This window comes from Zoogloea sp. (assembly GCF_041914405.1).
Lineage (GTDB): Bacteria > Pseudomonadota > Gammaproteobacteria > Burkholderiales > Rhodocyclaceae > Zoogloea.
Genome location: NZ_JAYSDK010000002.1, coordinates 98,789 through 119,867 on the forward strand (window position 1 = coordinate 98,789; position 21,079 = coordinate 119,867).

Here is a 21,079-nt window from a genome sequence, read left to right on the forward strand (position 1 = left end):
TCAGCCCGGCAGCACCTCGGCAATTGCCGCCGGCAGGTCTTCCATGCGCTCCAGCAGCGGGTGCCGGCAATACTGCTGGAACTCCGCCGCCCGCGTGAAGCCCCAGGCTACCCCCAGAAAGCCGACCCCCACCGCCGCGGCGGCCTCCGCGTCGCGGATCTCGTCCCCCACGTACACCACCTGCTGCGGCTTCAGGCGGTTCGACCACAGCAGCTCCTGCAGCTTGAAACGCTTGCCGAACAGGGACGCGCCGCAATGCACCTGGGCGAACAGTGCCAGCGTCTCTGCGCCCAGTACCGTATGCACCGCCTCGCGGGAATTGGATGTGACCAGCGCCAGCGCCGTGCCCCGGTCCGCAATCGCCCGCAGTGCCTCGGCCGTGCCGGGAAAGGGCCGCACCATGTCGATGTGTTCCAGCACCCGCTGGCGCATGTCCACCGCAATCGCCGGCACCTTCCAGAACGGAATCCCCAGATGATCCATCAGCTGCCGCCCCGACATCTTGCGCGGCTCCTCCGTTGCATCTGGCGCAATGCCGCGAAAGCCGTGCCGCTTGGCCGCCTCGTTGAGGCATACAAGAAATGCATCGAAGGAATCGGCAAGCGTGCCGTCGAAATCAAAAACCGCGAGGTGCTGCGACATGATGGAGAAAGCCGGAACAGACGAAGGTGAAGGGCGCTCAGTCGATGTTGACGAAGTATGCCGAAGGAATGGCGAACGCAGACTACGCGAAGCCGCGTGCACGGTAAAGAGCGCAGCGCCCCCATGAGATGTTGCCGCCCGCACATAGAAAAACGCCGCAGCAACATTGAATGTTGACGGCGCATGCATCAATGCGTTCGCCGCCGCATTGGATATCAGCCCGCCCAAGGTGCCATGTTGACCGGCCTTGTTGCACAAATGCGCTTGCAGGCGTGATGACCCCAGCCCCAGACGGATTTACGCCACGGCCACCGTTACCGGGCGCCCGAGTTGGCTGAACCGGTTGAGCAGTGCTACGCGGACATGCAGTTCCGTCACCTGACGCTCAAACGTTCTGGCCATGACCCGTTCGCCCTGTCGTTTGAAGCAGTTCATTTTCGTTTCCACCAAACTGCGTCGGTGGTAGCCGCTCCACCTCTTCCAGATTCGACGCCCTAATCGTTGGCAGGCCCGCAGGGCTTCATTGCGTGATGCTGCACCGCTCTGCGTACTTTTCCAGGCTTTGGCGTTCTTGCGTGGCGGGATGATGGCCTGTGCGTTGCGCTGGGCAATCGCCGCATGGCAGGCCTTGGTGTCGGAGGCGCCATCACCGCTGACACTACTGAGGGTCTCGTCTGCAGGTATCTGGCTGAGCAGTTCCGGCAGCATCGGCGCATCCCCTGTGCCGTTGTCGGTGATTTCAATGGCCCGGATTTCCAGCGTGCGGGCATCGATACCCAAATGCACCTTGCGCCACTGACGTCGGTACTCGGCACCGTGCTTCTTGCGTTTCCACTCGCCTTCACTCAGGAACTTGATGCCGGTGCTGTCGACGCGCAGGTCCAGTGCCGTCGTGCTGGGCCGGTAGGGCAGTTTGACGCTTAACCTCTTCTGGCGGCGGCAGACGGTGCTGAAGTCCGGCACCTTCCAATCCACGCCGGCCAGGCGCAACAGGCTTTCGACCATTCCCAGGCTTTGGCGCAAGGCCAGACCAAACAGGCATTTGATGCTCAGGCAGAACTGGATGGCCGCATCGGAGAAAGTCGGTTGGCGGCCACGCTTGCCGGTGGTCGGGGCGTACCACTGCATGTCGGTCTCCAGCCACACCGTCAGCGAACCTCGGGCCTTGAGTGCTGCGTTGTAGTCCGCCCAGTTTGTCGTCTTGTACTTGCCCCGCGGGCGCTGTCCTTTACTCATGCCCAGAGCCTACCCGTTGGGACTAGGCGTTTGTGCAACAAAGCCCAGTTGAAGGCGACAGCCAGTCTTCATGCTTAGTGTTGTGTGATTTTTGAGGGCGGTGTTGGATTGGCTTAGATGGGGATTTGGCCAACCAGCATTGCGGAATGGAAGGGCTGCTTGTCGGCCTAAACGGTCGTTCGACCTGCGGCCTGCGTCGGTCAGCAATGCGCAAGTTACCTGCCGTTCAACTCCCGACCGCTACGAATGGTTAGCGGGCGTCCACCGCATCCACTTTATTACGAAGCCGAAAACTCCAATAACCATCAACGCTTTATCACCATACCGGTAATCCGCTCGGCCGCCGTAGCTGGCCTGAAGGCTTCTCACCCGGGAAATGAATGTGATGAATGTAAGGTACTTTTCTGCCTTATTAGATGAAGACGTATTTGCTACTGGAAGAGATGGCTTATCTATATCCTTGAAGTCCTCGGGGGAGCGAGCCTTAAGAAGAGAGCACGCCGCCTCAACGTTCGCATCCACTCCAGTGCTGAAAGTGTCCCAGTGAGGGGTGTTAGATGCGTAGCGTGCTAGGTCACCGGACGACACCCAGCGCAGCGGGCTCCGGTCTGGTTGACCGGGTCGGGCGGCTGGGCAAATCTATCATGAGTCTGGTTTCCCGATGATGGGCTTGCACCGGCCGGATATTTTGAAATTTACAAAACAGCTGGAACGCGTACTCGGGAGACATTCGTAAATCCCATTGACGTTCTTTATGGGTTTCCTTTCCGTGACCTTACCAGGAGACGCCTTCCCAAAATCTAAGCCACCGCTGGCTGAAGCCGAGAATTCGCTAATCGTGATTCGGTTGCAGGCATAGGTTCTTAGTTCTATCTCGTCCCCGCTTTTGAGGGTAACTTCAATTGGAGGATCATCTGCCGCTGTCACACGAAGAAGGGCGATTGAGTCACGTGAAAGGCCCCAGCCTTCGGAATCTCTTAAATTCATAAGGCATACACGAATTCCATTGCTTTCGAATTCGTCTGACACACACGAAGAGTTTTGCCGACGACCAAAGGAGGATATTCTTCCGCTAGAGGTAAACCGGATTTCTTGGCTCTGTGCTAAGTTAAGGAATGAAATTAAGCGATCAAAGACGTTGAATCGGCAGTCGCGGCGACTCGCCAACTCCTTTGCAATATCTTCTTGTAACAAACCTCGATATTGTTCAACACCGTACTTGGCCGTAGCACTTATGCCAATGTCGGACAGTTTCCGCATTAGCTCACCTAGCTTTGCATCGGCCGTTACGGAAAATTCCTGTTTCCTTCTCTCACCCGATGTGTCTTTTGACGTGCGCGGTTCTGATCCACAAAACGATTCAGCGAATGTCTGTATCTCCCTGAGCTTTGTTTCTAGCGCTAAAGCCCGAGGCATGCAGGTTAGAACCAGCGCACTCATTCCCACCGTGACGAAAACCTTCCGGAAAACCACATCAACGGCGTGCTCCATGCCTCGCTCCCACGTAAAGATTAACATCAAGAATCTTAATGACACTCCACGTGAATGTCGGCGAACGGCAGACAATCGGCCGTGATTGTGACGCCCAACTTTGTTTTAGGATGCAGCTTTGCTCCCTAACTTGAGGCGAGAGCCTCATGAAAAAGGCGAGTATGGGTGACTTGCAGTAAATTCATACCGTACTAAATGAGAGTGAAAAGCGGCGCGCTAGTACTGAAGCATACCTCCTCAGCCTGCCAATGTCTGCAATGGACAGGAATAGTCACTGTCCGGTTGTGGCCGACAGCGGTAGTTCCCAGGACGATAATCCCATGACCGCTCCGGCCGAGGACTTGTCGGTGAGCAGTTGTCACGGACGGCTGCTCAACTCAGTTACCTGCCCTTGAAACATCGAATGGACGAAGGTCCGGGTTGGGTCGATAGCAGTAGTTCGGCGACCGAGAGCTGAACGGCCGCACCGACAAGCAGACGCACAGCCCGACCTTCCCGAGATCACCGCTTCGCGATCTGCGTCTGCGTAAAACCGTCAGTTCTTCAGGCTTTCACAATACCGCCAGATGCCAGGCATCGCTGCTATCTGGCAACACCCTACACGCGCTCCCTTTCTCCCCGGTCATCCACAACCGGAAATCCGTGCCCTCAATCGTCCCCGGCGTTGCTGCGGGTCATGGCGAGCAGGGCTTGGCGTTGCGCGAGGCGGGCGTTGAGTTGGGCGACGAGGGGGGCGGGACTACGGGAGGTGATTATCTGCAGACAAAACTCGCAGGGAGTCCGGTCTGGGGTTCAGGCCCCTGGAAGAAACGCTGGCGGACGAAGTCAGGTGGCGCCGTCAGCGATTGACTGAATCGGCCTTGCTGCCCTGGGTAACGCGAGAGCCTCGTGCTGAGGCTCCACAAGACAGGGTTATTTCCGCCCGAACTTTTCCGCCAGTGTTGCTAGCTTGCGCATGCGCTCTTGCTCGGCTGCAACGGCGTCTGCTGCGGCTTTTTCGGCTCTGCGCTTCTCAGCGCCAGCCTTGAAGTGTTCACGCAATTGTTGCGCGGCGAGTTCCTGTTGTGCCGGGGTGACCGGGTCCGCAGACGTTCCGTCGATATTGAAGCGATGGGTGGCGTTTTGCAGGGCCTTCAGATAAGAGATTGACCGCGTGTGTGATCCTATCGCGGACTTCAGGAGCTTCTTGTCGAAGTCGGGGCGATTGGCGATTGCTTGCTTGTCTATGCCGATGGCCAGTGGTTTGTACTCCGCAAACACGGGGAATGCTTCGCGCAGTGCCTTAAGCATGTCTTTTACGGTACGGAGCTCGGCGGGTGCCCTCGGTGCGAGGGACGGTGTGTGGTCTTCCATGGATCAGGGGGCTCGGCTTTCAGCGGGATGCGATGGTAGCACTCCGAGGCTCGCGTGCCGCTTGGCTTGATCAAGGAAGGACGTGCGAAATCACGTTCACTCAGCATTTCTTCGGAAAACAGCCTGCCCGTAGCCGCTTAGGTTGAAGAAAGGGCGTGCGTTTTGTGCGACGGAACTCACGCACCAGCACGGACCTACCGATGGGGAGCATGCAGTTTTGTCTTGCCCCATCGCTTTTCCAGGGCACCTGTTGCGGCTGCCTTCAATAACTTCTGAAAGCTCGGGCACTCGGCATGGCTGGGTGCCGGGCACGCCGCAGCGTGCCGGAGCCCGTTGCTCATGGCTTTCAAGCGTTTGATCAGCGTATCGATTTCATCGGCCTTCGCTATCAGCAATTGCCTGTCGATATCTGGCTGTCCGTAAGGCGAAAGCATGGAGCGAATTTCATCGAGGCTTAGCCCCGCGGCCTGGCCAAGGGCGATCAAGGCCAATTGGTCGAGTACGGAGGGGGCGTAGCGGCGTCGCTCACCTTTTTCGCGAACCGAGGTGATGAGCCCCTTTTGTTCGTAATAGCGCAATGCCGATGAGGGTATCCCGGTCTGTTTGCTGACTTCAGAAATATCCATCGAAACACCCCTTGACTTGAAGTTGACTTCAACTTTTAGAGTGCGCTCCAGAGTCTTGTTCGTCAACGTTCAAAGGAGTGCGTCATGGCATCAATTGCCGAAGTTACGAGGATCGTCCTCATCGGGTGCGGAGCCACTTTGTTCATGGATATCTGGCTGGTATTCCTGAAGTGGATCGGTGTCCAGACTCTGAATTTTGCCTTCATAGGGCGTTGGGTCGGGCATGTGTTTCATGGCCGGATTGCGCATGCATCAATCGGCAAGGCTTCACCGATCGCCCATGAAACTTGGTTGGGCTGGATCACCCATTACGTCGTGGGGATTGCCTTCGCGTTTCTGCTGACCAGTATTTCGGGCGTTACATGGACCAGAGCGCCTTCGCCCGGTATCGCCGTTCTGGTTGGCGTATGCACGGTGGCGTTTCCTCTTCTGGTCATGCAGCCCGCGATGGGGCTGGGGTTCGCAGCTTCGAAGACGCCCACCCCGATCAAGAACGGCCTCAGAAGCCTGATCAACCACAGCATTTTTGGCTTTGGTCTCTTCCTGTCGGCTTGCCTCGTTGAATGGATCGCGCGATGAAAGCCATGAACGCTTAATCCCTCATGCAGAAATCCAGTCTTCCCGGAGATCGTCAAATGAAAAATATCGCTGTCATCTACCACAGTGCCCATGGCCATACCGAGCATATTGCCCGGCATGTTGCAGAAGGGGCACGGAGTACCCCCGATACGGACGTTCGTCTCGTCAGGGCCGAGGAAGTTACATCGCAACCCAACAGTCTTCTCGAGTTCGATGGTTTTCTGCTGGGCTCGCCCACTTATTTGGGGGGTGTTTCAGGGACCTTCAAGAATTTCATGGATTCGACCGGCGGTCTGTGGCGCACGCAGCGGCTCAAGGGAAAACTGGCCGCCGGCTTTACGGTGTCTTCGCTTCCTGCCGGTGACAAGCAGTCAACGTTGATCTCTTTGTTCACGTTCTGCATGCAGCGCGGAATGTTGTGGCTCGGCAATCCCATTCTCCCGGAGCAGCATCGTGGCGTGCCTTACGACGAAGCGGCGAACCGCTTGGGCTCGTGGTCCGGGTTGATGGCGCAGGCGGGGCATTCAGCTGCGGCAGACGCCTTTGTTGCTGGCGACATCAAGACAGCCCGGATGTTTGGACGCAACTTTGCCGAGACTGCGCACCGCATTTCAAACGAAACGCAGAACTTGAGTGGCTGCGTCATTCTTCGGCCGGATGTCCTCGTTCCGGCTCGCCGCTTGGGTGACAGGGCGGTTTGCAATGACGCAATTGAGGTGTTACGCAAGCGGCTTCAGTCCTCGATCAGCCCCATTTCCTTCAATACTTCCTGAGCCGAGCGGAAGGCGTCGATGGCGAGGGGGAAGCCGCAGTAAACGGTGGCGTGCAGCAGTGTTTCCTGGATTTCCTTCACGCTGGCGCCATTATTGACAGCGCCGCGAACGTGGCCTTTGAGCTCGGTGCTCCGGCCGAGGGCGGTCAGCATCGACAGGGTGAGCAGGCTGCGGGTCTTCAGGTCGAGTCCGTCGCGGCACCAGGTGGTGCCCCAGGCGTTGCGGGTGACGAATTCCTGGAGGGGCGCGGTGAAGGCGTCCACGTTGGCGAAGGCTTTGTCGACAAAGGCTTCGCCCATCACTTGTTTGCGCTTTTGCAAGCCCTGTTCGAATTGTGCGTCGCGACTCATGGTGAAGACTCCTGATGGAAATGACCATGAGCTTATCTGCCGCAATTCCCGGCTGGCAACGGAAACATCCGGAAGAGGCGTACTTCTGGATACGCCTCCTTTCACCTGGATTGGTGGTAGGCCGCTACCAGAACCTTGGCCTTGAGCCGCATGATGTCTTTCAGCATGCGTATTTTTCGGTCATGTTCCTGGTGCGCCAGATCGTAGATCTGCTTCTTGAGTGTTTCATCACAGGCTTCAGGAAAGCTCAGGGACCATTGAGTGAAATAGCCGTCGTAGCTGTCAATCGTCTTGATCAGCTCGAACCTGAGCTTTTCCCGGCTCTTCACCGGGATGGATGCCAGTATTTCCTCTATATCGGCATCGTAATCGTGGTTGCGCCGGTTGTTCGGGACGGGAAAGTCGATGATCTGGGTCATGGCTGCATTCACCTGTTTAGCGTTTCGAGCAAGGCGGAGCGTGCCTTGGTGATGCGTTCGAACTTTTCGTGACGGTTCCCGGCGTCGCCTGGACCGGAGGTTGCCAGGCAAGTGGGTTGAATTGATGGAAACATGACAAGAACCGCTTGTTAGAACGCTGTTCCCAATCGGGTTGCAAATAGCGCACCAAGAATTCTTGAAGGCTGCCGGCCCACGCGCGCGCAAGAAATGAAAAACCCGCCACGTGGGCGGGTTTCGTCAAGCCTTGAGCGGTGTAGCGGGCTCAGGCCGTCTTCTTGCGGCGGAAGATCCCGGCACCGAGGATGCCCAGGCCGACGAGGGCCATGCTGCCGGGCTCGGGCACGTGGGAGGCGCCATTGCTGAAGTTGGCGGTCCAGGCCAGCGAGCCATTGATCCACGGGCCGTCCCAGGCCTGGCTGTTCAGCAGGGAGAGGTTGGCGTTGTTGTTGAACCAGACAACCTTGCCGTCGTTGGCAACGTTCGAGTCCGCCCAGATGAGACCCCAGGAGGCGCCGCCGGCTTGACTGTTGTCGGTGACGGTCAGCAGGGCGACATACTCGTTGCCGGCGGTCAGCGCCAGGTTGCCGGTGTTGACGGTGATCGGCTGCAGGCCGTTGCCGAACACGGAGACATTGCTGCTGAACAGTGCCGGGCCGGTGGCCGGGCCGTGGCCACCGAGGGCGCCGCTCCATGCGTAAACCTGGGCCAGGGCGGAGATGGTGTTGCCATTGGTGTTCACATAGAACGTGAAGTCATTCAGCGTGCTGCCGGCGGCAAGGAAGGTTTCGCCGTAGGTGCTGGTGCTGCCGCTGCCACCCCAGGATGAGAGGCTGGAGCTGCCATCCCAAACGGGGACGGTGTTGATCACTGCGGCGTGAGCCACTTGCGTCATGCCGAAGGAGAGGCAGACAACAGCGATGGAGGCACCCAGCTTTTTCAGACCGAACATTATTGTTTTCCATTAAGTATTAGAGCCGGCGACGCTAAGCAATGGTTGTGCCACGACGGAAAATCAAGGGTTTATCAATGATTTTGTTGTTTGTTGAAGATAATTTGTAAAAAACGTCGACAACAACTATTTCACGCTTTCGGGGCGAGCCGTCGTTTTAAACCCCATCGAAAAAACAGTTTTTCAGATCCATGCATGGACTTATCCTAGAGTGATATTGAGTGCCGCGCGTTTGTGCTGGGTTTTCCGACATCCTTTCCAACGAGTTCGCCCATGGGTTCCTTGATCTCTCCGCAAGACTTGCCCACCTGGGTTCCGGGACGGGTGTTGTCGGCCAGCGATGGCCTGGGGTGGAAGGACGTGGGGCACCGGACTTATCTGTACACCGGGCTCGATGTGGCCATTCCGCCGATAGATCATTTCATGGTGGTCCGCTATCGCACGGGGCAGACGCCCATGGATCGGCGGGTCGAGGGGCGGTGGACGCGGCGACAGTGCGCGCCGGGCGAGTTCTCCCTGCTGACCCGTTCGGAGCCGTCCCACTGGCATTGGACCGAGTGCATCGAGGTGTCTCACACGTATCTGTCGGATGCGCTGATGCAGCGGGTGGCGGCGGACATCACCGAGCGGGCGGTGGCGGACATCCGGCTGCACGATGTGCTGCAGGCGCGGGATCCGGTGGTGATGAACGTGGTCGATGCAATCAGCGCGGAGGCGGGGCAGCGGGGGTTTGGCGGCGGCCTGTACGTGGAGGCGCTGTCTATCCAGCTGGCGGTGCATCTGTTCCGCCAGTACGCGTCCATCCAGTTTCGTGACGAGGTGCCGATGGGGCCTTTGTCGCCGGCGCGGATGCGGCGGCTAGCCGAGTTTGTGGATGCCCACCTGCAGGACAGCATCTCCATCGAGCAGATGGCGGCGACGCTGGGCTTGGGGGTGTGGACCTTCTCGAAGCATTTCCGCGCGACGACGGGGGTTTCGCCCTACGACTACGTGACGCGGCGGCGTCTGGAGCGGGCGGTGCAACTGCTGACGGCGGGGGAGCTGGCGATCAAGGAGGTGGCTGCGGATTGCGGTTTCTCCGATCAGGCGCATCTGACGCGGGTGATGCGGGCACGGCTGGGGACGACGCCAGCGCGGATGCGCAAGGACCGTAGCGGCTAGTAAAAAGGGGCGCAGCGGCAATGCCGATGCGCCCGAAAGGCGCGCCCTGCAGAACGAGGGGCGCCTGCGCTTGCAGCCTGTCAGGGCCGCCCGGGCATCACCTTCCGGAGGTGATCAGTTGCGACAGCAGTTCCTTCAAATGGCTGTCTACTTCAGCAATACAGTTTGCGTCGGTGCCGAACAGGGCGAGGTGGCCGTCGATGCTGTTCAGCGGCCGGAACTCGCTGCCCGGGATGAGTTGCTGCTCCGCCAGGCAGTCGGTCGGCGGGAAGAACATGTCGTGGCTGATTGGCATCACGAAGGTCTTGGCCTTGATGCGGCCGAGGGCGTCGGCGAGATTGCCGCCGGTGTGGCGGCTCACGTCGCCGCGCTGCCACTTCCAGGCCATGCACAGCAGGTTGTTCGGGTCCATCGGGCCAAAGTAGCCGTTCATGAACTGCTCGATGAAGCTCTGCATGTCGTCGAAGCCGAGCACCCGGTGGCGGCCACAGCGGAAGAACTCGGTGCTCCAGCCCATCACCGTCCATAGCTTGGCGTGCCGGCGCAGGCCGGCGGCTAGGTCGGCTGGGGATGTGTAGCCGCCATCGCGAAATCCGGGATCGGTGGTGATGGCTTCCATCAGCGTGTCGGCAAATACGAAGTCGTGCTCGGTGTTGCGCGCTGTGCCGGCAATGGGGGCGGCCCGCTCGACCATCTCGGGGTAGCGCACCGCCCATTCGTAGGTCTGCTGGGCGCCCATCGAGCCGCCGACCACCAGTGCCAGCCGTTCGATGCCGAAATGCTGGGTGAGCAGCCGGTGCTGGGCACGCACGTCGTCGCCGATGCGCACGCGTGGGAAGCGCGGCCCGGCGATGTCGGCCGGCGCGTTGCTGGGCGACAGGGACAGGCCGCTGCCGATCTGATTGACGACGATGATGAAGTAGCGCTCGGGGTCGAGGGCGTGGCCGGGGCCGATGTAGACCTGCTCCATGATCTTGCTGGTGCCGGAGTACCAGGTCGGCACGAGGATGGCGTTGTCCCGCGCTTCGTTGAGCTGGCCGTGGGTAGCCACGGCCAGCGTGCAGTCTTCGAGCACGCCGCCTTCTTCGAGTTCGAGGCGGCCGATGTCGATGAGCTTGAAGGGGCCGTGGACGTCCTGGCTGTAGTAGGTGTTCATGGTCTTGTCTCCTCCTGGGATCGTTGGCGTGGTGTGGCGTGGCTCAGCGCATCGCGAAGCCGGGGTAGCCCTTGCTGGCGAGTTCGTCGCACTGGCGGTTGTAGTTGCCGACGCCGCCGATGTAGGAGATGAGCCGGCGCGGCTTGCCTTCGACGTTGGAGCCCATGTACCAGGAGTCGGTCTTGACGACGAGGGTGGCGGCAGCGGTTTCGTCATGGTGCTGCACCCAGGCGTCCTCGAAATCCTGGGTGGCTTCGACGACCTGCTTGCCGTGCTTGCGGGCGTAGGCGATGCAGTCGGTGATCCAGTCCACCTGTTGCTGCAGGCAGGTCGTCATGTTGCACAGGGCGGCGGAGGGCGCGAGGGGGGCACCGGTGGTGAACAGGTTGGGGTAGCCATGCACCTGCAGGCCCATGGAGCTGCGGATTTCCCGGCTCCATTGTTCCTTGAGGGAGCGCCCGCCGCGGCCGCGGATGTCGATGCGGCTCAGTGCGCCGGAGCCGGCGTCGAAGCCGAGGGCCAGGATGATCACGTCCACTTCGTGCACTTTGCCGTCGGCGGTCTGGATGCCTTCCGGCACGATGCGCTCGATGGGCGCCTTGCGGCAGTCCACGCCTTCCACGTTGGGCTGCAGGAACACTTCCAGATACTTGTTCTCCAGCGGTACGCGGTGGGTGCCGAAGCCGTAGTCCTGCGGGATCAGCAGCTCGCACAGGTCGGCCCGGTGCTGCAGGCGGTCGCGCATCTTGGCGCGCACGAACTTCGACACTTCCTCGCTGACGGCCTCGTCGAAGAACATCTCGGGGAAGGAGGCCAGCCACAGGGCCAGGGAGCCGTCGTTCCAGTTGCGCTCGAGGATGGCGGTGCGTTCCTCGGGCGTTTTCTCGTCCCATGGGCCAGCGTCGAAGTCGTAGTCGAAGCCAGCGAAGGTGCTGCGTACGCGCTGCTTGGTTTCATGGAAGCGCTCGCCCCATTTCTGCCAGTCCTGCGCCGAGTACTTGGGGTTCTGCATCGGGATGATGTACTGCGGTGTGCGCACGAAAACCTTCATCGAGCCGACTTCCGGCGCGATGGTCTGGATCACCTGGATGCCGGTGGCGCCGGTGCCGACCACGGCGACCCGCTTGCCCTTCAGATCCACCGGCTCCTTCGGCCACAGGCCGGTGATGAGTACCTCGCCCTTGAAGCTGGATTGGCCGGGGAAGCGGTCGACGATGGGGGCCGACAGCATGCCGCAGCAGGCGAGCAGGTACTGGGCAGTGATCGTTTCTCCAGCGGCTGTGGTGATGCGCCACAGGTCCGCGGCCTCGTCGAAATGGGCCGAGGCGATGCGGGTGCCAAACTGGATGTCCTTCTTCAGATCGAGCGTGTCGGCCACGTGGTTGAGCCAGCGCTCGGTCTCCGGTTGGGCGGGGAAGCGTTCGGACGGCTGCCACGACTTGTACAGCTCTTCGGAGAACCAGTATTGGTAGATCTCGGCCTGGGAGTCGAAGCGGGCTCCGGGGTAGCGGTTCCAGTACCAGGTGCCGCCGACGCCACTGCCGGTTTCATAGGCGCGCACCTTGAGGCCCATCTCGCGCAGGCGATGCAGCTGGTACAGGCCGGCGACGCCGGCGCCGATCACCAACGCGTCGAGATGTTCGGCTTGGGGTTGAGGGCTAATGACGCTCTGCGGGGTGTCTTGCGTACTCATTTTCTTGTCTCCATTGCCTTGTCGTTGTGGAAATGGCCACCGGCCCTGTACCGGCCCGGGAGGCGGCACGCCGGCTCTGCGTGGGGCGGAGTCCTTGCGTGCTGGAGACAAATCTATGAGCGATGGGCCTGGGCTTTCTTGTCGATCCTTGGCGTTGTTTTGAACAAAACGGGAAAGGGCGTGATCAGCGTCCCAATACCGTGTTGAGGAGATTCGCCAGCCGCGCACCCGCGAGGGGAAGTTGCTGGCGCACCACCGTTCTGGCATTGGAAATGTAGGTCGGCGACAGGACGATGAGCGCGTCCACCGGCTCGTAACAGGCGAATCCGTTGAAGCGGTAGGCGCGGTTGCGGGCGAGGTGGTTGCTCTCCAGCGCCCAGGCTTCCGGCGCGAAGGCGAGCGTGTCGACGTCCAGCCTTCGGGCGGACTGGAGCAGGCGCTTCAGCACTGGTGCCGGAGCCTGCTGCTGGTTGCTGACGGCAACGCCGAAGGCCAGGTTGACGAACTCCTTGTCCCAAACTCCGTGCAGGTTGCGCGCGCCCTTTGTGGTGGTGCCGGACAGGGCGACCTGGACGTTATTGCCGCCCCGGTCCGTGTGGCTGCCGTGCTGGTCGGTGACGTCATCGGCGTAGACATTGCTGGCCGCATGCAGCGGCTGATGCAGGTCACCGACGAGATGGACGATCCATTTGAGGGCTTCGGCGCGCTCGCGGGCCGGGCGGCTTGTGTCGCTGAACACGTCGCTCAGCTGCCTGATCCTGCCTGGCGCACATTGCTGCTGGGGGCAGTCCGGCACGGAGGCGTCACAGGCGGTGATGTCGATGTAATGCCATGACGGGCGGTTGGCGGCTGTCGAGCGGATTTCATCAGCCCAGACGGAGACAGCAGCGAGGGTGTTGCGCCCCGAAGCCGTATGACCGTCGGCCAGCAGGTCGTCGGCAAGCAGCGTGCTGACCTGCGCCCGGGCTTTGTCGGTGAGCAGGGCGTCGGCAATGGCGCCGACGGTTCTGTGCCCGGCGGCGCCCCAGGCGTGGGCTGCAGTAGAGACGGCAAACAACAGCGCGGCAAGGCCGGATAAGGCGAGATGGGCGGGTTTCATCTGCGGTCTCCATGATGCGGGCCTGCGCATTATGGACCGGATTGTCCGTTGGTGAGGGGGCGCTGTAGGTACTGCTGGTGTCGTTTCGATTCACTAAAAGAATGGATTCGCGCCTTTATTTCACGGCTTTTTTGGTCTTGTGCTGAATGGCTTTTCTGTTTGCGGCTTTAAATTGAAGGTATTTGTAAGTGTGGGGATAACTCTGGTAAACATAAAGATATGGTTTTCCATCAACGCTGCTGTCATTGCTATAAAGAGCGGTGATGCTCTTTTATGGGGAATTGTTTTTCGGGGGCGCATCTGTTTGGTGCGGTTTTTTGAAATTAAATCGTTATTCATGCTGTACGGTTGAATCTATACAGCGCTATTCCTATCCTTTTCATCTGGAGCGCTTCTGCGCCATTCGTAAATTCTCCGGTTCATCTCCATAGTTTTCTGTTTTATTTCGAATGCGTCTGAAAGTGCTTTTCCCATTTTGAAAGGATCCCTATGAGCAATACGACAGCGGAGCTTGAAGAACTCCTCATGCAGCGCTCGCTGACCGACGCGCAGCTTCTAGCGGCGGCGGACCAGGCGCCGGAATTCCGCATCCTGCCGGATGCAACGGTAATCAAGATCGGTGGCCAGAGCGTGATCGACCGCGGCCGCTCCGCGGTGTATCCGTTGGTAGAGGAGATTGTCGCGGCCCGCAAGGCCCACAAGCTGCTGATCGGTACGGGTGCCGGCACGCGTGCGCGCCACCTTTATTCGATCGCCGCGGGGCTCAACCTGCCGGCTGGCGTTCTGGCGCAGCTGGGTGCTTCGGTGGCGGACCAGAACGCGGCGATGCTGGGGCAGCTCTTGGCTCAGCACGGTATCTCGATGGTCGATAGCGCCGGCATGTCGGCGGTGCCACTGTTCCTTGCCGAGGTGCATGGCGTCGTCTTCAGCGGCATGCCGCCGTACAAGCTGTGGATCCGTCCGGGGGTCGAGGGTGTGATTCCGCCGTACCGTACCGATGCGGGTTGTTTCCTGGTGGCCGAGCAGTTCGGCTGCAAGTCGATGATTTACGTGAAGGACGAGGACGGCCTGTACACCGCCAATCCGAAGACCTCGAAGGACGCCAAGTTCATTCCGAAGATCTCGGTCGACGAGATGAAGGCGGCCAGGCTGCACGATTCGATCCTCGAGTTCCCGGTCCTCGACCTGCTGAAGGACGCCCGCTACGTCCGCCAGGTGCAGGTTGTGAACGGCCTCGTCCCCGGCAATCTGACCCGCGCGCTCGCAGGCGAGCACGTCGGCACCCTCATCACCGCGAGCTGAGAACCACCGCCATGGCTGAAACCACCAATACCACCAAACACCTGGCCTCGCCGCTGGCGCGTCAGACCCTTCTCGACGGCGATCTCGTCCGTCCCGTCGCGGGTGTTCGCCCGATCCGCCTGCTGCCGTGGCTGCAGGTCGTCAAGATCGGCGGCCGCGCGATCATGGACCGCGGCGCCGAGGCGATCCTGCCGATCGTCGAGGAACTGCGCAAGGTGCTACCCGAGCACCGTCTGCTGATTCTCACCGGCGCTGGCATCCGTGCCCGCCACCTGTATGGCGTCGGCCTCGACCTGGGCCTGCCGGTCGGTTCCCTGGCACCCCTGGCGGCCAGCGAGGCGGGGCAGAACGGCCACATCCTGGCCTCGCTGCTTGCACCGGAAGGGGTGTCCTACGTGGAGCACCCGACCATTGCGAGCCAGCTGGCGATCCACTTGGCCGCCGCTCGTGCGGTAGTGGGCAGCGCGTTCCCCCCGTATCACCACCACGAGTTCCCGGGTTCGCGTATTCCGGTGCACCGTGCCGACACCGGCGCCTTCCTGCTGGCCGATGCCCTCGGTGCGGCGGGGCTGACCATCGTGGAGGACGTGGATGGTGTCTACACCGCCGATCCGAACGGGGCCGACGGGGCACAGGCTGAACTGCTGCGTGAGACGAGCGCTGCCGAGCTCGCCACGCAGGAAACCCTGCCTTTCGACCGGGCACTGCTCGAGGTGATGGCCAACGCCCGCCACCTGGAGCGGGTGCAAATCGTCAATGGCCTGGTGCCGGGCCGGCTCACTGCCGCGCTGCGCGGCGAGCACGTGGGGACGGTCGTCCATACCGGCCTGCGCCCTCTGTAAGCGCAGACCGGCCAGTGCGCCTCCTCCAGCGCCAGGCTGGAGGAGGCGCGTTTGTTTTCAGCGGTCGATCGGCACGAGGATGACCGGTACATCGGCCTTCATCGTCACCTTGTGGGCGACGGAGCCGAGGATGAGCTCGCCAATGGCACTATGGCCGCGGGAGCCCATGACGATCATGTCGGCGAGAACGTGCTTGGCCATGTCGAGGATGCAGCGGGCCGGATCGCCCTCGACGGCGCGGATGCTGGTCAGTACGTTGGCCACGTCCATTTCCGGATGGGCTTCGCTGAAGACCGCGATGCGCTGGCGCAGCAGATCCTCGTCCTTGCTCTGGCCGGCGGCTCGCATCTGGTCGAATTTCTCTTCGGACATGAATTCCATGTACGGCAAGCCCGTGGCCGGTAGGGAAACGGTCATTGCGTGGAGCTTGGCTTCGAACTTGGAGGCCAGTCCCACCGCGTGGCGGAAGACTGCCGGGGAGCGCGGGGTCAGGTCCGACGCGTAGAGGATCGATTTGATCTGGTAAGCCATGTCTGCCTCCTGGAGCTTTGTTGTGTGCGCCCGAGTCTAGGGGCTTTGCGGCATCGCGGCTGCGTCGGAAGCTGATGTGCACTATTAGCGCCGGGATATGGACTTACGTTGCGGCTTGGGTAAGCCCGAATCCCGTGGTATCGAACCTGCGTGATTGGTACATGCACGGGGAAAAGCCCCGTTCTTGTCGCAGATCTTCCATGGAGACCTGCATCGTGCCCACATTGGCCGATAACACGACATACATCGATCTGGCGCTTGCCAAGCCCAAGGGCCTGAGCCTGACGCAACTGGGGGGCCGCAGACCTCTGCCTTCCTGCCTTACGCGGCGTGCCGGTACGAAAACCAGTTCTTCTACGAGGTGCCGACAGCCTTGTTCGATCAGGTTGACGGGCTGCACGTCACTGTGAAGGCGGATCAGGTCAGAACGCTCTGAGGCTGCGGGGAAGGCGCCGGGCAAACCGGCGCGCTTCAGGGAGGAGAGGGCGACAGGCCGGTCTGTGGTGCCGGATGCAGCCACTTCTGGAGAACCCGGTAAAAATCGACGGGATTGAATGGCTTGCTGAGGTAATCGTTCATTCCCGCCTCCAGGCAGCTCTGCCGGTCTTCGGCGAAGGCGTTGGCAGTCAGCGCCACGATGGGCGTATGCCGGTGCAGATCGAAGTGACGCAAGGCCCGCGAGGCGCTCAGGCCGTCCATGTTGGGCATCTGCATGTCCATCAGGATCAGGTCGTAGCGGGTGCCGTGGGCCATGTCGAGCGCGATGCGGCCGTCGTCCGCAACCTCGACGTTGATCCCCGCGTCGCACAGCAGTTCGCGGGTGATCTCCTGATTCACCAGATCGTCTTCGACCAGCAGGACGTGCGCCCCGCGGAGTCCGTCGGCGGCGCGCGGCTCCGCGGATTGGGCTTCCCGGTGGGCGGCTTGTGCGGGGAGCGGGGCGGTGCCGGCATGGGAGCGGGCGAGGCGGAGCGAGAAGGCGAAGCGGCTGCCGGTGCCGATGCTGCTGTCCACTTCCAGTTGGCCACCCATCAGCTGGATCAGTTGCCGGGTGATCGACAGCCCGAGGCCGGATCCGCCGTATTTGCGGGTGGTCGAACCGTCCGCCTGCTCGAAGGGGGAGAGCAGGCGTGGAAGCTGGTCGGCGGCGATGCCGATGCCGCTATCGACGACCTGAAAGCTGACGCAGAGATCGGCGGGGGTCTGGTCCTCGACCGTGACCGATACCGTTACAGCCCCTTGCTCTGTGAACTTGATCCCGTTGCCGATCAGGTTGATCAGCACCTGCTGCAGACGCAAGGGATCGAAGATCAGCGTCAGGCCTTCGAGTTCCGGATCGATGGACAGCTCGAAGCGCAAGGCTTTTTCCGTGGCCTTGTCGCTGAGAAGGTCCTCGACGGTATGCAGGACGCTGGCCAGGTTGCCGGGCATGGCTTCGAGGGTCAGGCGCTCGGCTTCGATCTTCGATAGGTCGAGGATGTCGTTGAGCAGTCCTAGCAGGTGGTTGGCGGCGGTCGAGATCCGGTCGACCCGGTGGCGCTGGACAGGGTTCAGGCTGCTGCGGGCGAGCATGTGGGAGAAGCCGATGATGGCGTTCATCGGGGTGCGGATTTCGTGGCTCATGTTGCTCAGGAAGGTGCTCTTGGCGCGGCTGGCGGCCTCGGCCGCTTCCTTGGCGATGGACAGCGCGGTGGTGCGCTCGGCGACGAGCTCTTCCAGGTGTTCGCGGTGGCGGGTGAGTTCGGCGTCGCGCTGGACTTCATCGGTGATGTCCTCGACCAAGGACCAGATGAAGCGGCTCCCGTCGGCGCTCTTGATGGTGACGCCGTTCAGCCGGATGGAGACCAGGCTGCCGTCCTTGCGCCGGTATTCCTTTTCGTAGGGGCCGTACTGGCCGGTGCGCTCGAGGGATTCCAGCTGCTGCATTTCGGCGGCACGGTATTTCTCGGGCGTCAGGTCCCAGTAGTCGATGGCCTTCAGTTCGGGTTCCGAATAGCCGGAGATGTGCCGGAAGGCTTCGTTGAACTCGAGGAAGTGGCCATTCATGTCGGTCAGCGCAATGCCGACCGGCGCCATCGTGAACAGGCCCCGGAGCTTCTCGTCGGTCTCTGCGACCTGTTCCTGAGCCTGGCGCCTTTCGATGGCGGCACCGATCCAGCGGCTGATGAGCAGCATGAACTCCTCGTCCCGCTCGTCGAACTCCCGTCCGTAAGGTGACGGTGAGCTGAAGTTCACCGTTCCATACAGTCGTCCGGCGACATGGACCGGGGCGCCGATATAGGCCTCGAGTTTGAAGGCCTCGTAGCAGGGGTGGTCGGCATGGGGTGAGCTGCCCATGTGGGGAATGGCCAGCACGCCGTCGCCGCGGCTCAGCGTGATGTCACAGCAGGTGTCGGGGAGACTGAATTCCTGGCCGTCCTGCAGCGTGTCCGGCGGCGAGACCTGGGACACCACCTTGTAGATGTCTCCGTCGATGCGGCTGATGATGCCGATGTCGAGCCCGAACTGGGTGACGCCGATCCGCAGCATGGCCCGTAGCTCCTCTTCCAGGGCGTCGTAGTGGAGGACCCCCAGTTCATTGAGGGCCTTCAGGCCGGCGAGCTGGCGTTGGCGTGCCTGGTCACTGGCGCGCTGCTCGTTGATGTCTTCGAGGATCCAGATGCTGTCGTGTTCGGACGGCGCGCCGACCAGCGGCCGGCCGGACAGCCTGATCCACAGGGGCGTTCCGTTGCGGTGGTGCATGCGAAGTTCCAGCGTGTGTTGCTGCCCCTGGGCCAGTGCCGGATAGGATGTCTCGCCGAGTCCGGTGTAGTCCTCGTCGTTCCGGTAGAACAGGCGCGTCGGCTGGTTCTCCATTTCGGCGGGCGTGTAGCCGAAGATCTCCCCCATCTTCCGGTTGGCCCACAGGATCCGCCGGTCCTTGATCAGCGAGATGCCGACCCCGGCGTTGTCGAGGATGTCGGCCAGCTCTTCATGGCGTACCGTGGCGTTCAGCAGATCGATGCTCATGCGCTGCTCGCGTTGTTCCACTTCGATCAGGCTGGCGTGCATGTCGTGGAGTTCGCGCACGAAGGTCCGGGGGGCGGGAACGGCGTCGCCCCGCTGCAATGCACGCGGAACTTCGGCAAGCATGGCAATCTGCCGGGTCAGGGTACGGGCGAGCCACAGGGCGCCAAGCGCCCCGAAGGCGGCACAGCCGAGGCCGACCAGCAGCAGCTTGCGCAACGGGTTGTAGAAGGTGGGGTTGAGCGCGTCCACCGGGGCGCCGACGATGACCCGCCAGCCCCAGTCCGACACATAGGTGACCGTGGTGTTGACCCGCACGCCGTCCAGCGTGGAGGCCTCGAAGACGCCATGCTGGCCTTCGTCCAGGGCCCGCTGCACGGTAGGTGAGATCCTCTTGCCGATGAATTCGTCTGGAACCCGGGAGCGGGCCAGCACCAGACCTTGTTCATCGACGATGACGCCGGTCCAGTCTCCGGGGAAACGCTGGTCGACGAGGAGCCGGTTGAAGGATTCCGCGGCGAGATTCATGCGCAGGCATGAGACGGGGCGGCCATTCAGGATGACCGGCACGCTCAGGGCAATTTCAAAGCGGCCGGAGGCTGGGTTCTTCAGCGCGCCAGAGACGACGGGCTTGCCGGTTGCGAACACGCGTTCCACATCCGCGTGGCTGCCCACCTGTGGTGCCGGGGTGTCGAAGGGGCTTGAGGTGGAGAACAGGCTGTGCCCGTCCGCGGCGAGCAAGGTGATCGAGGTGGCATCCGGGTTCAGATTGATGACCCGTTTGGCGTGATCGTAAATGCCCTTCAGGTCCCCGTTTTGTGCCGAGGCGGAGGTGGCGATGCCGTTGAGCTGGCCGAGGGCCATCTTCAGGCGTTCATTGGCGGCGCTGGCGGCGGCCTCGGTGCGTTGCTGCAGGCCAACCTCCATCGCCTTGTGCCGGGCCGCATTCATTTCGAAGACGGTATAGACGGAGAACAGGAAGAAGGGGATCACGCCGAGGGTGGCCAGCACAAGCAGCCACACCCGCATGCCGAGGCGGGGAAAGCGGAGTCTACGCATGGTCGTCAATGCGGTAATTCAGTCGGGGCGTATGTCGTCGCTGGTTGCGGGCGTTGTGGGGCTGTCTCCGCTCGGCCTCGATGTCCGCGATGTCGGTCATGCCGATGATCCCGTTCAGCGGCGTGTGCAGCGCGTGGCTGAAGTTGGTGCTGAACATGTTCTTGGCCCGGCGGGCACTCTCCGCGGCTTCCTTGGCGAAGCGCAGGGCCTTTTCGTACTAGTTGAGAACCGGCCGTCATCGATTGGGCGGAGTGCTCTGGGTGTTGGTCGGAGGAAATATTCATGGTCTGTTGTCGGTTCATGCTGGGCTGACCAAGCTTCGCATTATCGCCGGGTTGGCAGTGACGCTTGTCATTTACATCACGGCTGCTCTTCATTCCTTGCAGAGTGACACCTCCCGTCTGTTGGCTGGTGTGTCTGCTGCGCCACAGCGCTGCCATTGGCACGGTGATGGTGCAAGAATGCCGTTATTGACAACGGGAGGAGCAGACCATGAGTCACAAGCATCGGAACGTGCTGGAGGCGATCTTCCGCGACCCGCTCAGCAGCAACATCCAGTGGCGTGAAGTGGAGTCCTTGTTGAATCACCTGGGGGCGGACGTCGAGCCGAATCACGGTGCGCGCTTCCGCATCGTGCTCAACCGGCACGAGTTCTTCATTCATCACCCGCACCACGGCAACGAGTTCACCAAGCAGGAGGTCAAGCACCTGCGCGAGGCGCTGGCCGGTGCGGGGGTTACTTTGTCGGCTTACGACGAGCTGGAGCGCAAGTCCTGAGCTGTTCGCCGCGG

General features: G+C 61.3%; 20 protein-coding genes. 6 read left to right on the forward strand and 14 right to left on the reverse strand.

Going from position 1 to position 21,079, the window contains the following annotated elements; translation table 11 throughout:
- The 5 genes from ACE3RX_RS01640 to ACE3RX_RS01660 all read right to left on the reverse strand — a co-directional run bounded on the left by ACE3RX_RS01640 (window position 1) and on the right by ACE3RX_RS01660 (window position 5,348).
- Complete coding sequence (locus ACE3RX_RS01640; RefSeq protein WP_374479616.1) at window positions 1–642, reverse strand: HAD hydrolase-like protein; 642 nt, start codon at window positions 640–642, stop codon at window positions 1–3.
- A gap of 297 nt (window positions 643–939) precedes the next feature.
- Complete coding sequence (locus ACE3RX_RS01645) at window positions 940–1,878, reverse strand: IS5 family transposase (protein WP_374479618.1); 939 nt, start codon at window positions 1,876–1,878, stop codon at window positions 940–942.
- 642 nt (window positions 1,879–2,520) lie between these two features.
- Window positions 2,521–3,369: a hypothetical protein gene (locus ACE3RX_RS01650; RefSeq protein ID WP_374479620.1), complete on the reverse strand. Its 849-nt coding sequence runs from the start codon at window positions 3,367–3,369 to the stop codon at window positions 2,521–2,523.
- A gap of 912 nt (window positions 3,370–4,281) precedes the next feature.
- The gene (locus ACE3RX_RS01655; RefSeq protein ID WP_374479622.1) at window positions 4,282–4,722 is read right to left on the reverse strand and encodes a ProQ/FINO family protein; all 441 of its coding nucleotides are present in this window, start codon (window positions 4,720–4,722) and stop codon (window positions 4,282–4,284) included.
- Window positions 4,723–4,916: 194 nt separating this feature from the next.
- Entirely contained in the window at window positions 4,917–5,348 is a 432-nt protein-coding gene (locus tag ACE3RX_RS01660) for a helix-turn-helix domain-containing protein (protein ID WP_374479624.1), read from the reverse strand.
- Between the two features lie 84 nt (window positions 5,349–5,432).
- On the opposite strand from ACE3RX_RS01660, the gene ACE3RX_RS01665 reads away from it, so the two are divergent.
- Both ACE3RX_RS01665 and ACE3RX_RS01670 read left to right on the forward strand, forming a co-directional pair.
- Complete coding sequence (locus ACE3RX_RS01665) at window positions 5,433–5,927, forward strand: DUF2938 domain-containing protein (RefSeq protein ID WP_374479626.1); 495 nt, start codon at window positions 5,433–5,435, stop codon at window positions 5,925–5,927.
- Window positions 5,928–5,983: 56 nt separating this feature from the next.
- A complete protein-coding gene (locus ACE3RX_RS01670) occupies window positions 5,984–6,700 on the forward strand; it encodes a flavodoxin family protein (RefSeq protein WP_374479629.1) in 717 nt (238 codons plus the stop codon).
- Here ACE3RX_RS01670 and ACE3RX_RS01675 read toward each other — a convergent pair.
- From ACE3RX_RS01675 to ACE3RX_RS01685, 3 genes are all read right to left on the reverse strand, one after another.
- The gene (locus ACE3RX_RS01675; protein WP_374479631.1) at window positions 6,661–7,050 is read right to left on the reverse strand and encodes a carboxymuconolactone decarboxylase family protein; all 390 of its coding nucleotides are present in this window, start codon (window positions 7,048–7,050) and stop codon (window positions 6,661–6,663) included. The two genes, ACE3RX_RS01670 and ACE3RX_RS01675, sit on opposite strands and share 40 nt — an antisense overlap.
- A 101-nt stretch (window positions 7,051–7,151) precedes the next feature.
- A complete protein-coding gene (locus ACE3RX_RS01680) occupies window positions 7,152–7,469 on the reverse strand; it encodes a hypothetical protein (RefSeq protein WP_374479633.1) in 318 nt (105 codons plus the stop codon).
- A gap of 283 nt (window positions 7,470–7,752) precedes the next feature.
- Complete coding sequence (locus ACE3RX_RS01685) at window positions 7,753–8,439, reverse strand: PEP-CTERM sorting domain-containing protein (RefSeq protein ID WP_374479635.1); 687 nt, start codon at window positions 8,437–8,439, stop codon at window positions 7,753–7,755.
- A 273-nt stretch (window positions 8,440–8,712) separates the two neighbouring features.
- Here ACE3RX_RS01685 and ACE3RX_RS01690 point away from each other — a divergent pair, with 273 nt between their 5' ends.
- Window positions 8,713–9,600, forward strand: coding sequence for a helix-turn-helix domain-containing protein (locus tag ACE3RX_RS01690; protein WP_374479637.1), 888 nt, complete (start codon window positions 8,713–8,715; stop codon window positions 9,598–9,600).
- 97 nt (window positions 9,601–9,697) lie between these two features.
- Here ACE3RX_RS01690 and ACE3RX_RS01695 read toward each other — a convergent pair whose 3' ends face one another.
- From ACE3RX_RS01695 to ACE3RX_RS01705, 3 genes are all read right to left on the reverse strand, one after another.
- Entirely contained in the window at window positions 9,698–10,756 is a 1,059-nt protein-coding gene (locus ACE3RX_RS01695) for an alpha/beta fold hydrolase (protein WP_374479638.1), read from the reverse strand.
- A 43-nt stretch (window positions 10,757–10,799) separates the two neighbouring features.
- Entirely contained in the window at window positions 10,800–12,449 is a 1,650-nt protein-coding gene (locus tag ACE3RX_RS01700) for a flavin-containing monooxygenase (RefSeq protein ID WP_374479640.1), read from the reverse strand.
- Between the two features lie 184 nt (window positions 12,450–12,633).
- Entirely contained in the window at window positions 12,634–13,548 is a 915-nt protein-coding gene (locus ACE3RX_RS01705; protein WP_374479642.1) for a S1/P1 nuclease, read from the reverse strand.
- Window positions 13,549–14,037: 489 nt separating this feature from the next.
- On the opposite strand from ACE3RX_RS01705, the gene ACE3RX_RS01710 reads away from it, so the two are divergent.
- Complete coding sequence (locus ACE3RX_RS01710) at window positions 14,038–14,850, forward strand: hypothetical protein (RefSeq protein ID WP_374479644.1); 813 nt, start codon at window positions 14,038–14,040, stop codon at window positions 14,848–14,850.
- Between the two features lie 11 nt (window positions 14,851–14,861).
- Window positions 14,862–15,692 (forward strand): hypothetical protein, encoded by an 831-nt coding sequence (locus ACE3RX_RS01715; protein ID WP_374479646.1) that lies wholly within the window; start codon window positions 14,862–14,864, stop codon window positions 15,690–15,692.
- 57 nt (window positions 15,693–15,749) lie between these two features.
- Here ACE3RX_RS01715 and ACE3RX_RS01720 read toward each other — a convergent pair whose 3' ends face one another.
- The 3 genes from ACE3RX_RS01720 to ACE3RX_RS01730 form a co-directional block, all read right to left on the reverse strand.
- The gene (locus ACE3RX_RS01720) at window positions 15,750–16,223 is read right to left on the reverse strand and encodes a universal stress protein (protein WP_374479648.1); all 474 of its coding nucleotides are present in this window, start codon (window positions 16,221–16,223) and stop codon (window positions 15,750–15,752) included.
- A gap of 471 nt (window positions 16,224–16,694) precedes the next feature.
- Window positions 16,695–20,288: a PAS domain S-box protein gene (locus tag ACE3RX_RS01725; RefSeq protein WP_374479650.1), complete on the reverse strand. Its 3,594-nt coding sequence runs from the start codon at window positions 20,286–20,288 to the stop codon at window positions 16,695–16,697.
- Window positions 20,281–20,445: a hypothetical protein gene (locus ACE3RX_RS01730; RefSeq protein WP_374479652.1), complete on the reverse strand. Its 165-nt coding sequence runs from the start codon at window positions 20,443–20,445 to the stop codon at window positions 20,281–20,283. The genes ACE3RX_RS01725 and ACE3RX_RS01730 overlap by 8 nt, the downstream gene beginning before the upstream one ends.
- Before the next feature lie 335 nt (window positions 20,446–20,780).
- Here ACE3RX_RS01730 and ACE3RX_RS01735 point away from each other — a divergent pair, with 335 nt between their 5' ends.
- Complete coding sequence (locus ACE3RX_RS01735; RefSeq protein WP_374479654.1) at window positions 20,781–21,065, forward strand: type II toxin-antitoxin system HicA family toxin; 285 nt, start codon at window positions 20,781–20,783, stop codon at window positions 21,063–21,065.
- The last annotated feature ends 14 nt before the right edge of the window (window positions 21,066–21,079 follow it).